This is a genomic window from Streptomyces sp. NBC_00659, assembly GCF_036226925.1.
Taxonomy (GTDB): domain Bacteria; phylum Actinomycetota; class Actinomycetes; order Streptomycetales; family Streptomycetaceae; genus Streptomyces.
The window spans coordinates 6,602,776-6,616,245 of record NZ_CP109031.1 but is presented as its reverse complement, the minus strand read 5'-3'; the positions used below and the strand labels follow the sequence as shown (position 1 = coordinate 6,616,245).

The window sequence follows — 13,470 nt, the reverse complement described above, 5'->3', positions numbered from 1 at the left end:
ACGGATAAGCATCGGAGGCGCCACATTGAGCGTCGCTCTAACTCGTGATGCTGCCCGCACCACGCCAGGCGGCCGTCAAAGGAGACCAGCCATGCCGATCGAACAGCGCGGAGTCGACACCATCCCCGAGGAGGAACGCACCAGCGGGCCGCGCGACCTCGTATCGATCCTGCTCGGTTCCAACCTCTGCCTCGGGGTGATCATCTTCGGCTGGCTGCCGCCCTCGTTCGGGCTCGACTGGTGGTCCTCCGTGAGCTCGATCGTCGCAGGCACGGTCGTCGGGACGGCGCTCACCGCGCCGCTGGCCCTGGTCTCCCTGCGGACCGGCACCAACCTCTCCACCTCCTCCGGCGCGCAGTTCGGCGTGCGCGGACGGCTGGTCGGCTCGGTCGTCGGCCTGCTCCTCGCGCTCGGGTACACCGCGCTGACCGTGTGGATCGGCGGCGACGTGATGGTCGGCGTCCTCGGCCGCCTCTTCGGCCTGGAGCCGAACGGCCTGGCGTACGCCGTCGTGTACACGCTGCTGGCCGCCGCCACCGTCGCGGGCGCCGTCTACGGCTACCGCGTGCTGCTCGCCATGTCGCGCGCCCTCGCGATCGGCATGTCGGCCCTGCTGGTGGTCGGCGTGATCGCGTACGCCCCGCACTTCAGCACCGCGGCGCTCCCGGAGGCCGGCGGCTATCTGCTCGGCTCGTTCTGGCCCACCTGGCTGCTCGCGGCGGTCGCGGCCGGCCTGTCGGGCCCGATCGCCTTCATCACGCTGCTGGGCGACTACACCCGCTACATCTCCCCCGAGCGCCACTCCTCCCGTACGGTCCTGCACGGCACCTGGCTGGGCCTGATCGCCGGTCTCCTCGTCCCCCAGCTCTTCGGCACCTTCACGGCGTACGGGGCCCGCGCGGCCCTCGACTACGCGGGCCCGCTGGTGTCCGCCTCCCCCGGCTGGTACCTGGTCCCGCTGCTGCTGGCCGCCTCCGCGGGCTCGGTGGGCAACGCCGGTCTGATGCTCTACTCGATGGGCCTCGACCTCGACGCCATCCTGCCCCGCGCCTCGCGCGCCCGGGCCACCTGCGCGGTCGCCGTCGTCGCCATGCTCTGCGTGTTCGTCGGCCACTACGCCTGGAACGCCCAGTCCGCGATGACCTCCTTCGTCCTGCTGCTGACCGCGATCGGCACCCCGTGGGCGGTCATCACGCTGATCGGCTTCGTCCGCTGCCGCGGGGTCTACGACCCCGACGCCCTCCAGGTCTTCAACCGCCGCTCCCGCGGCGGGATCTACTGGTACCGGGCCGGCTGGAACGTCCGGGCCACGGCGGCCTGGGCCCTGGGCGCCTTCGTCGGTCTCCTGGCCGTGTCACTGCCGTCGTACGAGGGCCCGCTGCTGTCCCTGACGGGCGGGGTGGACTGCAGCTTCATCCTCTCCGGCCTGGTCGGCGGCCTCACCTACCTGGCCCTGACGGCGAAGGAGACGTCACACCGGATCGAGGCCGGGCAGGAACCGGCTCGCGCCGAAAGCCGGCTCTAGGTCGCTGAACCAGGTGGCGCGCTCGTCGTACGCGGCGAAGAACGGCCGTCCCACCAGGTCCGGATCACGGGCCTGGATGAGATGGAGCACGAAGACCTTCTCGCCCGCGACCTCCGCCGTCCCGTCCACGCAGACCTTGCCCGGCATCGCCGACATGACCGGGCCGCGCACGGTCCGCGCGAGGCCGGACACCTGGGCGTAGGCGTCGCGGAAGATCTGATGGCAGCGGGCCAGCGGCACCCCGAAGTAGCCCTGCGGGCCGGTGTCCCGCTCCACGAACTGGTAGTAGGGCACCGCCCCCAGCGCGGTCGTCTCGTTCCACAGCTCGGCCCACGCCGCGGCGCTGTCGTTGATCCCCCTGACCAGGGGACCCTGACAGCGGATCACGGCCCCCGTGTCGCGCACCCGGCGCATCGCCTCGCGCACGGCCGGGGGCCGCAGCTCCTGCGGGTGCGTGAAGTGGGCCATCAGGGCGAGATTCCGGCCGCTCGCCACCACCTTCTCCAGCAGCCTCAGCAGGTCGTCGGCGTCCCGGTCTGTGAGGAAGCGGTACGGCCAGAAGGCGAGCGACTTGGTCCCGATGCGGATCGAGCGAACCGTGTCGATCTCCAGGAGCGGCTCGACGTACCGGCGCAGCACCTCGGTGCTCATCACCATCGGATCGCCGCCCGTGATCAGGGCGCTGGTGACCTCCGGGTGGGCGCGCAGATAGGCGGACGTGGCGGCGATGTCGTCGGTGGCGATCCGCAGGTCGGACTCGCCGACGAACTGGGGCCAGCGGAAGCAGTACGTGCAGTAGGCATGGCAGGTCTGGCCCTGGCGCGGGAAGATCAGCACCGTTTCCGGGTACTTGTGCTGGAGACCGGTGAGGCGACGCCCCTCGTGCACGGGGACGTTGGCGTCGAGCTGCCCGGAGGGATGCGGGTTGAGCTTCATCCGGATCTCGTGGGCAGCGCGCAGCACGTCCGCCTTCGGGGCCTGCTGGGAGAGCAGGTCCGCCATCTGCTTGAGATCGGGCTCGGGCAGCATCTCGGCCTGCGGGAACGTCAGCCGGAAGATCGGGTCGTCGGGCACGGCCGCCCAGTCGATCAGCTCGTCGACGACGTAGCTGTTCGTGCGGAACGGCAGGACGGCCGCCACGGCCCGCAGGGCGAGCCGCTCGGAGGGCGGCAGCGGCACACGCTGGAGCAGGCCGTCCAGGTCACGAGGGGTGAAGGCGCGAAAGCGGGGGCTCGTGTCGACGGGTCGGGTGCTCTCGTACGGAGCCGGGTGGAGCGCTGAGCACACGGTGAACGGGGCCTCTATTCCGTGACGAGAGCCTGCGGCCGCAGTTCGACGAAAGCCGTCGCGGTCGCATCGTACTTCTCCGCGAAGTGCTGGATGAGTAAGGCGTGCAGCTCGCTTTCGTCGTCCACCACGACCAGTTCGTGCGCGCCGGGGGCGCTCAAGAAGTCGCTGTGCGCCGACAGTTGGTCCAGCCGGTGACGTGCCATGTACGACACGAGGTCGTGCCCCGCGACGTACACGGCGTCGTCCGCGTACACGAAACGGCAGCTGAACGCCCTGCGCCCGTCGGTCGCGTCGACCAGGGTCACCGGCAGATGGGTGAACCGGTCCATGGGCTTGCTCTGCTGCCACAGCTCGTCGAAGCGCTGCTCGACGAAGGTGCCGAGCGGGGAACGGACGGCCACTTCGAGCTGGACGCCTTCGCCGGAGAGGCGGCCCACGGTGAGGAAGGAGACGAGGCAGCGGTCGTCCCAGCGGTAGAGGGTCACGCCCGGAGAGGTGGAACACAGGCGCACTTCGAGGAGCTGGCGGGATTCCTCGTCGAGCCGGAGCGCGAACCGGTCCAGGGTGCGCAGGTTGCGCATGATGTCGCGGCGGATGTCGGCGCTCCGCTCGCCCAGTTCACGGCCGCGCAGAATGACCGCGAGCGAGTCCGGGTCCAGCAGCAGGATCTGGACGCGGGCACCGTGCGCGGTGGCCGCCTTGATGCCGCGGAACAGCCGCTCGGAGAACTGCGGGCCGAAGACGCTGGAGAAGGTGTCGAGGACCTTGACGTTCGAGGTCGCGCCGTAGACCTGGGAGCTGAACCATTCGTAGTCCAGCCGGGTGTGCTCGCGGACCCGGCCCTCCTGGGCGCGGCTGATCAGCGGGCCGATCACGAAGACGGTGACGACCACGCCGACGATGTCCGTGCCGAGGTTGAGGGCGAGGTTCTCCCCGTAGTTGACCATCCGCCTGCTGGTCCACAGCAGGAGTGCGGCGACGGCGGCGAGCAGGCCGAGGACGGTGAGGCTCTGCGGTCGGCGCGGAGTGCGCAGGGTGCGCAGCAGCCGGCCCGGCCGTGACAGCGGCGACCTTGCACTCACCTGCGCTCCCTCCGCGGCCGTGCGGGCGCACGGGAGGACACGCTCCCCTCGTGGACTGAGTGGATACCCGTGTCGCCGGGGCGCTACGCGTCGAACGAACAGCCGGTCCCCGCACCCCTGTCGGGGAGACGGGGACCGGCTGAAGGTGCGGGCGGATCAGCCCAGGGGGTGCATCCAGCCGTGGGTGTCCTCGGTGATGCCGCGCTGGATGTCGAGCAGGGCCTCACGGAGGCGGAGGGTGACCTTGCCGGGCTCGCCGCCGGACTGGCGCCACTCGGTGCCGTCGCGCTTGACCGTGCCGACGGGGGTGATGACGGCGGCGGTGCCGCAGGCGAAGACCTCGGTGAGGGTGCCGTTCTCGGCGTCGGTCTGCCACTGGTCGATGGAGACGCGGCCCTCCTCGGCGGTGTAACCGAGGTCGCGGGCGACGGTCAGCAGGGAGTCGCGGGTGACGCCCTCCAAGATGGAGCCGGTGAGGGACGGGGTGACGATCCGGTCGCCGTACACGAAGTACAGGTTCATGCCGCCGAGTTCCTCGATCCACTTGTGCTCGACCGCGTCGAGGTAGCAGACCTGGTCGCAGCCCTTGGCGGCGGCCTCCTTCTGGGCGAGGAGCGAGGCGGCGTAGTTGCCGCCCGTCTTGGCGTCGCCCATGCCACCGGGAACGGCGCGGACGCGGTCCTCGGAGAGCCAGATCGACACCGGCTTCACGCCGCCCGCGAAGTAGGCGCCGGCGGGCGAGGCGATGACGAGGAAGAGGTACTCGTTGGCGGGCTTCACGCCGAGGCCGACCTCGGTCGCGATCATGAAGGGACGCAGGTAGAGGGACTCCTCGCCACCGTGCGCGGGAACCCAGTCGCGGTCCTGGCGGACGAGCGCGTCACAGGCCTCGACGAAGGTCTCCACGGGCAGCTCGGGCATGCCGAGCCGGCGGGCGGAGGCCTGGAAGCGCTTGGCGTTCTTGTCGGGACGGAACGTCGCGACAGAGCCGTCGGGCCGGCGGTAGGCCTTGAGTCCCTCGAAGATCTCCTGCGCGTAGTGCAGGGTCATGTTCGCCGGGTCGAGGGAGAGCGGTCCGTACGGGACGAGCTGGCCGTCGTGCCAGCCACGGCCCTCGGTCCACTTGATGGTCACCATGTGATCGGTGAAGTGGCGGCCGAACCCGGGGTTGACCAGGATCGCCTCGCGCTCGGCGGCGGAGAGCGGACTGGCGGACGGCTTGAGCTCGATCGTGGGCTGCGTCATGAGTGGTTTTGTCCTTCACCGGTTGTATGTGACGGGCCGCGCTCACGCCCGAACTGCCCGTGGCCAGTGCTAGGACGTCCGAGCATTCCCTCATTCCGCGGCTCCGCTGTCGATTATCGCGCGCGGAGGACCGTGGACGAAACATGTGAATACGGCCCTGGGAATGACCCAGGGATGACCCGGGGACTGATGGTGGCACCCGGCGAGGGCACAGCAAAGCCGCCGGGTGCGGATGCGGCCCGGCGGCTTGCTACGGAACGTAGGTGGTGCGCCGGGTCAGCCGGCTACTCGCAGGGCGAGCGCGTCGCCGATCTCCTCCGTGCTGCGGGCGGGCTTGCCGACCCGCTCGGCGAGGTCGGCCGCGACGGCCTCCTCGATCCGGGCCGCTTCGGCCTCGTAGCCGAGGTGGCGCAGCAGCAGGGCGACGGACAGGACGGTGGCGCTCGGGTCGGCCTTGCCCTGGCCCGCGATGTCGGGTGCCGAGCCGTGCACGGGCTCGAACATCGAGGGGAACTCGCCGCTGGGGTTGATGTTGCCGGAGGCGGCGACGCCGATGCCGCCGGAGACGGCCGCGGCCAGGTCGGTGATGATGTCGCCGAAGAGGTTGTCGGTGACGATCACGTCGAAGCGCTCGGGCTGCGTGACGAGGAAGATCGTCGCCGCGTCCACGTGGATGTAGTCCGTGGTGACCTCGGGGAACTCCTCGGCCACCTTGTTGAAGACGTTCGTCCACAGGTGGCCCGCGAAGGTCAGCACGTTGTTCTTGTGGACCAGCGTCAGCTTCTTGCGCGGGCGGGCCTGGGCGCGGGCGAAGGCGTCACGGACGACCCGCTCGACACCGAAGGCGGTGTTGACGGAGACCTCGGTGGCGACCTCGTGCTCGGTGCCCTTGCGGATGGTGCCGCCGTTGCCGGTGTACGGGCCCTCGGTGCCCTCACGGACCACGACGAAGTCGATCTCGGGCTGGCCGGCCAGCGGGGTCTCGACCCCCGGCAGGAGCTTCGAGGGACGCAGGTTCACGTGGTGGTCGAACGCGAAGCGGAGCTTGAGCAGGAAACCGCGCTCCAGAACGCCCGACGGGACCGAGGGATCGCCGATCGCACCCAGCAGGATGGCGTCGTGGGGCTTCAGGGCGTCGAGGTCGGCGTCGGTGAGGGTCTCACCGGTGGCGTGGTAGCGCCGGGCGCCGAAGTCGAACTCCCTGGTCTCCAGCTTCACGTCCTGCGGGAGGACGGCGGAGAGGACTTTGAGCCCCTGGGCCACGACTTCCTGGCCGATGCCGTCACCGGGGATCACTGCGAGATCGATGCTGCGAGACATGACGGCACCGTACTCCGTGTCCCATGGAATGACACGCGATGTCCGCCATACGGACAGACCGGTGTCGCGGCACGTCTCCCCTTCGACACACGTTCACCCGTATGTATGAACGCCGTTGGCGCAGGGTGGGAACTTTCCAGACATGACCGCTCCCTCCACGGGGACTTCCCCCGAGCTGCCCGTCCCCGATGTCGGCATCCCCCGCGAGCTCGCACGCGAACTGAGCATGCCGGAGCAGTACGAGTACCTGCGGACACGACTCACACGGCGCCGGGCACTCGTCGCGGCGAGCGCCTTCGCGGGCGGCGGGCTGCTGGCCGGCTGCGTCCAGGGCGCCGAGGCCCCCGCGCGGGTGACGTCCGGCTCCTCGCCGAACCCGGCCACCAGCCGGATTCCCGGCGCCGTCGTCACACCGTTCGGCCGTCACCTCGCCTTCGGCGCGGACCCGAAGACCCAGATGCGGATCTCCTGGCAGGTGCCGTTCGCGGTCAGGAAGCCCTACATCCGGGTGGGCCCGACCCCCTGGGTCCTGAGCCACAGGATCGAGGCCGAGGTCCGCCATCTGCGCACACCGGGCCTCACCGGGCAGCGGGCGGCCCTGGACCAGTACTACCTGCACGCGGCGCTCGACGGGCTGCGCCCCGGGACGACGTACTACTACGGCGTCGGCCACGAGGGCTTCGACCCGGCGAGCAGGGCGCGGCACTCCACGATCGGCCGTTTCCGCACGGCGCCCGCGCACCCCGAGAAGTTCGTGTTCACCGCCTTCGGGGACCAGGGCGTCACCCCCGACGCCCTCGCCAACGACAAGGTGCTCCTCGGCCGCGACCCGGCCTTCCACCTGCACGCGGGCGACATCTGCTACGCGGACGGGACCGGGCACGGCGAGGACTCGGACATCTACGACCCGGGCGCCTGGGACCTGTTCCTCAAGCAGACCGAGACGGTGGCGAAGACGGTGCCGTGGATGGTGACGACCGGCAACCACGACATGGAGGCCTGGTACTCGCCGAACGGTTACGGCGGCCAGTCGGCACGCTGGGCACTGCCCGGCAACGGCTTCGACCCCCGCAACGCACCGGGCGCCTACTCGTTCGTCTACGGCAACGTCGGCATCGTCGCGCTGGACGCCAACGACGTGTCGTACGAGATCCCCGCCAACAAGGGCTACTCGGAGGGCAGGCAGACGGCCTGGCTCGACAAGCGGCTCGGGGAGCTGCGCCGTCAGGCCGATTTCGTCGTCGTCTTCTTCCACCACTGCGCCTACTCGACGTCGACGCACGCCTCGGACGGCGGGGTGCGTGACGCCTGGGTGCCGCTGTTCGCCAAGCACCAGGTGGATCTGGTGATCAACGGACACAACCATGTGTACGAGCGCACCGACGCCATCAAGGGCGGCAAGGTGGGCAAGCAGGTGCCGGTGGGCGCCTCGACCGATCCGACCCGGGACGGGATCGTCTACGTCACGGCGGGCGGCGCGGGCAAGAGCCTGTACCGCTTCCCCGTCGGGGTCAAGGACAGTTACGAGGGCAAGGTCACGCGGCGCGAGGCCGTCGAGACCTTCCACTGGACGAAGTCGAAGCAGCAGAAGGCGGACACCGTGGAGTGGTCCAGGGTGCGGTACACCGGCTTCTCCTTCCTCTCGGTGGAGGCACAGGCGGGACCCTCGCCCCGGCTCACGGTGTCGGCGCTGGCCCAGAGCGGCAAGCGCATCGACCACTTCGAGGTGCGGCGCGGAAGCTGAACACCGCGACACCGTGCGGCGTACGGCGCGGCCGGGGCGAGGTGCGGCGCGGGGCACCGCCCCACGCCGCACCTTTCACGGGTGCGGCTCCCGGATACGAGGGCGGCGGGCCTCAGTGGCCCGTCGCTCCGCCGTTGTCCCTGCGGTCGAGGGCGCGCTGGAGCGCGGCGGCGGCGTTCTTGCGGTCGGACTCGCTGCTCGTGCGAGTGAGGTGACGGACTCGGCGGACGGTCGTCTCGGCCATGATGAATCGACTCCTTGCCTCCGACGACGCCCGCACGGGCGGCCGGAAGTGCGATGAGGAATTTACGAGACGCCGGAAGGGGGCGGGGAGCGGTGCCGCAGGGGTTGCCTGCCAAGGGCTCCGGCTCACGACCGCCATTCGCTTGGTCGAGCGAGACGTTCGGCTCCTACCAAGCTAGGCGAGGACCGCGCATCTGTCTCCACGATTACTCGGACTTCCTACTATCTGAGACGGCGGATTGCGTCACACGGCCGCGACCTGGGGGTTTCACTCAGAGCACATCGCCCTCGCGCCAGTCGAAGACCAGCGCGTACGCCGGATCGAGGGGCCCCCGCACGGTGCCGGGGCGGACGAAGGTGGCGCCCTCCTCCTCGGGGAGGCGGACGGCCCCGCCCGGAGCGAGCACACACACCTGGCCCGGCCAGAGCCGCCAGCCCCGCGCCGCGTAGAGAGCGGCCCCGTCCTCGCTCGCGGAGAGCGCGCCGAGTCCGTACGCACCCTCGATGATCCGTTCCAGCTCGGCCATCACCCGTCCGCCGAGCCCCGCGCGGCGCACATCGGCGCGTACGCCGACCGCCTCCACGTATCCGACCCGCAGCGAGCGGCCGCGGTGCAGGACGCGCCGCTGGATCACCGAGCCGTGCGCCGCGAGGCCCCGGCCGTCGCGGACCAGGACGTGCAGGCCCCCGAGCGCGTGGTCCCAGTCCTCGTTCCTGAGGTCCCCGTCGAAGGCGTCCTCCAACAGGGCGCGTGCGGCGCGGAGTTCGGCGGGGTCGAGATCCGCCGTATGGGCGATCCGCAGTCGGGTGGCCATGCGGTCAGTATTCACACGGGAGACGGGAATCCCAGACCTCCGGCCCACCGGCCGGCAGGCGACGGCCGTCTCGGCGCGGCCCTCACGGCGGCCGCCTCCGGCGACCTAACCTTTAAAAACATCTTGACCGGTTAGGCGCGAGCATGCTGGACTGTCCTCACCACCAAGACGGCTTTCAGGGGTTAGGGGATCCGATCATGCGCAGCCACCCGGTCCATCACCCGGTCCACCACCGCACCACCACCGTCGGCGGCCACCGCATCGCCTACCGCGAGGCGGGCCCCGCGGACGCTCCCGTCCTGCTCCTGCTGCACGGCTTCCCGACCAGCTCGCACATGTTCCGGGACCTGCTGCCGCTGCTCGCCGACCGCTACCGCCTGATCGCCCCCGACCACCTCGGCTTCGGCCGCTCGGACGCCCCGGCGGCCACCGACTTCCCGTACTCCTTCGACCGCCTGGCCGAGATCACCGGGGAGTTCACCGAGCAGCTCGGCCTCAAGGAGTACGCGCTCTACATCCAGGACTACGGCGCCCCGATCGGCCTGCGCCTGGCGCTCGCGCATCCCGAGCGGGTGACCGCGATCATCACGCAGAACGGCAACGCGTACGAGGAGGGGCTGGGCGCGGACGCCTGGGCGCCGGTGCTGGCGCTGATCGCGGAGCGCACACCCGGGACGGAGGCGCCGGTCCGGGCGATCAGCGGCCCGGACGGGATCCGGTGGCAGTATCTGACCGGCGTGCCGGACCCGACCCTGGTCAGCCCCGACGCCTACGAGCACGACACCGCCCTGATGGCCCGCCCCGGTCAGCCGGAGATCCAGCTCGACCTGATCGCCGACTACGGCTCCAACTTCGCGCTCTACCCGGCGTTCCAGGAGTACTTCCGCACCAGCCAGGTCCCGCTCCTGGCCGTCTGGGGAGGCGGCGACGAGATCTTCGTCCCGGAGGGAGCGCTCGCCTTCCGCCGCGACCTCCCGGACGCCGAGATCCATCTGCTCCCCACGGGGCACTTCGCCCTGGAGACGCACGCGGCCCAGATCGCGGCCCTCGTCCGGGACTTCCTCGACCGCGGCGCGACGGCCGACGGCCGCGAAGCGCGTCACCCGCACGACTGATCCTCGGCGAGGTATGCCACATCGGGCTCCGGCAGCGGGAAACGGTGACGGCATGAGCGACACGACCAGAGCACTGCTTGAGGGCGGCCCGGACGACCTGCCCGAACGGATCGTCCCGGCCCCGGACCCCGGATCGGACGTGAAGATCGAGTTGCGCGGTGGATACGAGCACTTCAGGCCGACCCGGCGTCACGCGGACTCGCCGGAGGGCAGGCTGCCCGTGTACGAGTGGTGGGAGCGGACGGAGTTGCCCGGATAGCTCCGCGGGGCCGGAAAATTGGAACCGCCCCCGCTCCACGGACGGGGGAGACCGTGGGGCGGGGGCGGAGTGGGTGACGGGCGGCCGGCCCGGGGGCCGGCGGCCGCGTTCGGCTGTCAGCCCATGTGCGGGTAGCCGTAGTCGGTCGGCGGAACCAGCGTCTCCTTGATGGCACGGGTCAGCGTCCAGCGCATCAGGTTCTGCGGGGCACCCGCCTTGTCGTTGGTGCCGGAGGCACGGCCGCCACCGAAGGGCTGCTGGCCGACGACGGCACCGGTCGACTTGTCGTTGATGTAGAAGTTGCCCGCCGCGTAGCGGAGCTTCTCCATCGTGTACGCGGCCGCCGCGCGGTCGCCGGAGATGACCGCGCCGGTGAGCGCGTAGTCGGACGCCGACTCCATCTGGGTCAGCATCTCGTCGTACTTCTCGTCCTCGTAGACGTGCACCGCGAGGAAGGGGCCGAAGTACTCGGTCGTGAAGACCTCGTTCTCCGGGTCCGAGCACTCGACGACGGTCGGGCGCACGAAGTAGCCGACGGAGTCGTCGTACGAGCCGCCCGCGACGATCGTGCAGGTCGGGTCGGCCTTCGCGCGGTCGATGGCCGCCTTGTTCTTGGCGAAGGACCGCTCGTCGATGACCGCGCCGATGAAGTTCGACAGGTCGGTGACGTCACCCATGGTCAGCCCGTCGACCTCGGCCGCGAACTCCTCCTTGAAACCGGAGTTCCAGATGGAGGCCGGGACGTAGGCGCGGGAGCTCGCCGAGCACTTCTGGCCCTGGTACTCGAAGGAACCGCGGGTCAGGGCGGTCTTGAGGACCGCGCGGTCGGCCGACGGGTGGGCGACCACGAAGTCCTTGCCGCCGGTCTCGCCGACCAGACGCGGGTAGGAGCGGTACTTCTCGATGTTGTTGCCGACCGTCTTCCACAGGTACTGGAAGGTCTTGGTCGAGCCGGTGAAGTGGATGCCGGCGAGGTCGCGGTGCTCCAGGGCGACCTTGGAGACCTCGATGCCGTCACCGGTGACGAGGTTGATGACGCCCTTGGGCAGGCCCGCCTCCTCCAGGAGCTGCATCAGCAGCACGGCGGCGTGGGTCTGCGTCGGGGACGGCTTCCACACGACGACGTTGCCCATGAGCGCCGGAGCGGTGGGCAGGTTGCCCGCGATCGCGGTGAAGTTGAAGGGCGTGATCGCGTAGACGAAGCCCTCCAGCGGACGGTGGTCCATGCGGTTCCACACGCCCGGGGAGTTCGCCGGCGGCTGCTCGGCGAGGATCTGGCGGGCGTAGTGGACGTTGAAGCGCCAGAAGTCGACGAGCTCGCAGGGGGTGTCGATCTCGGCCTGCTGGGCGGTCTTCGACTGGCCGAGCATGGTGGAGGCGGCCAGCGTCTCGCGCCAGGGACCGGCCAGCAGCTCGGCGGCGCGCAGGATGATCGCGGCGCGGTCGTCGAAGGCCATCGCGCGCCAGGCGGGAGCGGCGGCGAGGGCCGCGTCGACGGCGTCCTGGGCGTCCTGCTGGGTGGCGTTGGCGTAGGTGCCGATGCGCGCCTTGTGGTTGTGCGGCTGCACGACGTCGAAACGGTCGCCGCCGCCCATGCGCCGCTCGCCGCCGATGGTCATCGGCAGGTCGATCGGGTTCTCGGCCAGTTCCTTGAGCTTGGCCTCCAGGCGGCCGCGCTCGGGCGAGCCGGGGGCGTAGCCGTGCACCGGCTCGTTGACGGGGGTGGGGACCTGGGTCACAGCGTCCATTTTTTCCGTAACTCCTTGAGTCGAGCGGGTGGTTCGGTCTCAGCCCTTGGTGAGGATGGAACGGGCGAAGAAGAGCAGGTTGGCCGGCTTCTCCGCCAGGCGCCGCATGAAGTAGCCGTACCAGTCGGTGCCGTACGCGGTGTAGACGCGCATGCGGTGGCCCTCGGCGGCGAGCCGCAGGTGTTCGTCGCTGCGGATGCCGTAGAGCATCTGGAACTCGTACTCATCCAGTTTGCGCCCGGCCGTCCGCGCCAGCTCCTGGGCGATCGAGATGAGCCGCGGGTCGTGGGACCCGATCATCGGGTACCCCTCGCCCTCCATCAGGATCTTCAGGATGCGGACGTACGCCTTGTCGGTCTCGGACTTCTGCTGGTACGCGACCTCGGCGGGCTCCTTGTAGGCGCCCTTCACCAGACGGACGCGGCTGCCGCTCTCGGCGAGGCGGCGGGCGTCGGCCTCGGTGCGGAACAGGTAGGCCTGGATCACACAGCCGGTCCCCGGGAAGTCCTTCCGCAGCTCCTCGTGGATCGCGAACATCGAGTCGAGGGTGGTGTGGTCCTCGGCGTCCAGCGTGACGGTGGTGCCGATGGCGGCGGCGGCCTCGACGACCGGACGGACGTTGGCGAGGGCCAGCTCGTGACCGCCCTCCAGCGCCTGCCCGAACATCGACAGCTTGACCGACATCTCGGCCTTGGTGCCGAGGCCGAGCTCCTCGAGGCGGCCGATCAGCTCCAGGTACGCGTCACGGGCGGCGTACGACTGCTCGGGGGTCGTGATGTCCTCGCCGACGACGTCCATCGTGACTTCCAGGCCCTTGCCCGTGAGGTCCTTGATGATCGGGACGACCTGGTCGACGGTCTCACCGGGGATGAAGCGGTCGACGACCGGCTTGGTCACCGGGGCGGCCGAGATCAGACGGCGCATCTTGTCGCTGCGCGAGGCGGCGAGAATCACGGGACCCAGCACGGGGCACCTCCACAACGAAGTCAGCAGGAGGCCGAGTCCCGACGATTCGGGTACGGCACGGAGAACCACCGTGAAACTTAGGGATCTCTCCGATCGTGGGCCATCGACACCTGTCACG

The 13,470-nt window shown here is 70.2% G+C and carries 12 protein-coding genes; 4 read left to right on the top strand and 8 right to left on the bottom strand.

Features of this window, described 5'->3' with window-relative positions; all coding sequences use genetic code 11:
• Positions 1-91: 91 nt before the first annotated feature.
• On the top strand, positions 92-1,525 hold the full coding sequence (locus tag OG410_RS28995; protein WP_329301807.1) for a cytosine permease: 1,434 nt from the start codon (positions 92-94) through the stop codon (positions 1,523-1,525).
• On the opposite strand, the gene OG410_RS28990 is transcribed toward OG410_RS28995, so the two are convergent.
• The 4 genes from OG410_RS28990 to OG410_RS28975 all read right to left on the bottom strand — a co-directional run bounded on the left by OG410_RS28990 (position 1,472) and on the right by OG410_RS28975 (position 6,462).
• A complete protein-coding gene (locus tag OG410_RS28990; protein WP_329301806.1) occupies positions 1,472-2,812 on the bottom strand; it encodes a KamA family radical SAM protein in 1,341 nt (446 codons plus the stop codon). The two genes, OG410_RS28995 and OG410_RS28990, sit on opposite strands and share 54 nt — an antisense overlap.
• A 14-nt stretch (positions 2,813-2,826) precedes the next feature.
• Positions 2,827-3,897, bottom strand: a complete 1,071-nt coding sequence (locus OG410_RS28985) for a hypothetical protein (RefSeq protein WP_329301805.1) — start codon at positions 3,895-3,897, stop codon at positions 2,827-2,829.
• A gap of 156 nt (positions 3,898-4,053) precedes the next feature.
• Complete coding sequence (locus OG410_RS28980) at positions 4,054-5,142, bottom strand: branched-chain amino acid aminotransferase (protein ID WP_329301804.1); 1,089 nt, start codon at positions 5,140-5,142, stop codon at positions 4,054-4,056.
• 276 nt (positions 5,143-5,418) lie between these two features.
• Positions 5,419-6,462: a 3-isopropylmalate dehydrogenase gene (locus OG410_RS28975; RefSeq protein ID WP_329301803.1), complete on the bottom strand. Its 1,044-nt coding sequence runs from the start codon at positions 6,460-6,462 to the stop codon at positions 5,419-5,421.
• 175 nt (positions 6,463-6,637) lie between these two features.
• Here OG410_RS28975 and OG410_RS28970 point away from each other — a divergent pair, with 175 nt between their 5' ends.
• Positions 6,638-8,206, top strand: a complete 1,569-nt coding sequence (locus tag OG410_RS28970) for a purple acid phosphatase family protein (RefSeq protein ID WP_329304284.1) — start codon at positions 6,638-6,640, stop codon at positions 8,204-8,206.
• Positions 8,207-8,318: 112 nt separating this feature from the next.
• Here OG410_RS28970 and OG410_RS28965 read toward each other — a convergent pair whose 3' ends face one another.
• On the bottom strand, positions 8,319-8,450 hold the full coding sequence (locus OG410_RS28965) for a hypothetical protein (RefSeq protein WP_328671621.1): 132 nt from the start codon (positions 8,448-8,450) through the stop codon (positions 8,319-8,321).
• A gap of 271 nt (positions 8,451-8,721) precedes the next feature.
• Positions 8,722-9,264 (bottom strand): GNAT family N-acetyltransferase, encoded by a 543-nt coding sequence (locus OG410_RS28960; RefSeq protein WP_329301802.1) that lies wholly within the window; start codon positions 9,262-9,264, stop codon positions 8,722-8,724.
• A gap of 197 nt (positions 9,265-9,461) precedes the next feature.
• On the opposite strand from OG410_RS28960, the gene OG410_RS28955 reads away from it, so the two are divergent.
• Positions 9,462-10,379, top strand: a complete 918-nt coding sequence (locus OG410_RS28955) for an alpha/beta fold hydrolase (RefSeq protein ID WP_329301801.1) — start codon at positions 9,462-9,464, stop codon at positions 10,377-10,379.
• 52 nt (positions 10,380-10,431) lie between these two features.
• The gene (locus OG410_RS28950) at positions 10,432-10,638 is read left to right on the top strand and encodes a DUF5988 family protein (protein WP_329301800.1); all 207 of its coding nucleotides are present in this window, start codon (positions 10,432-10,434) and stop codon (positions 10,636-10,638) included.
• A gap of 116 nt (positions 10,639-10,754) precedes the next feature.
• Here OG410_RS28950 and pruA read toward each other — a convergent pair whose 3' ends face one another.
• Entirely contained in the window at positions 10,755-12,386 is a 1,632-nt protein-coding gene (gene pruA / locus OG410_RS28945; RefSeq protein ID WP_329301799.1) for an L-glutamate gamma-semialdehyde dehydrogenase, read from the bottom strand.
• 39 nt (positions 12,387-12,425) lie between these two features.
• Complete coding sequence (locus OG410_RS28940; RefSeq protein ID WP_329301798.1) at positions 12,426-13,352, bottom strand: proline dehydrogenase family protein; 927 nt, start codon at positions 13,350-13,352, stop codon at positions 12,426-12,428.
• Positions 13,353-13,470 lie beyond the last annotated feature (118 nt).

Coding starts and splice junctions, on each gene's coding strand:
- pruA (WP_329301799.1), bottom strand. CDS start 12,386: ATGGACGCTGTGACCCAGGTCCCCACCCCCGTCAACGAGCCGGTGCAC.
- OG410_RS28980 (WP_329301804.1), bottom strand. CDS start 5,142: ATGACGCAGCCCACGATCGAGCTCAAGCCGTCCGCCAGTCCGCTCTCC.
- OG410_RS28955 (WP_329301801.1), top strand. CDS start 9,462: ATGCGCAGCCACCCGGTCCATCACCCGGTCCACCACCGCACCACCACC.
- OG410_RS28995 (WP_329301807.1), top strand. CDS start 92: ATGCCGATCGAACAGCGCGGAGTCGACACCATCCCCGAGGAGGAACGC.
- OG410_RS28960 (WP_329301802.1), bottom strand. CDS start 9,264: ATGGCCACCCGACTGCGGATCGCCCATACGGCGGATCTCGACCCCGCC.
- OG410_RS28975 (WP_329301803.1), bottom strand. CDS start 6,462: ATGTCTCGCAGCATCGATCTCGCAGTGATCCCCGGTGACGGCATCGGC.
- OG410_RS28950 (WP_329301800.1), top strand. CDS start 10,432: ATGAGCGACACGACCAGAGCACTGCTTGAGGGCGGCCCGGACGACCTG.
- OG410_RS28965 (WP_328671621.1), bottom strand. CDS start 8,450: ATGGCCGAGACGACCGTCCGCCGAGTCCGTCACCTCACTCGCACGAGC.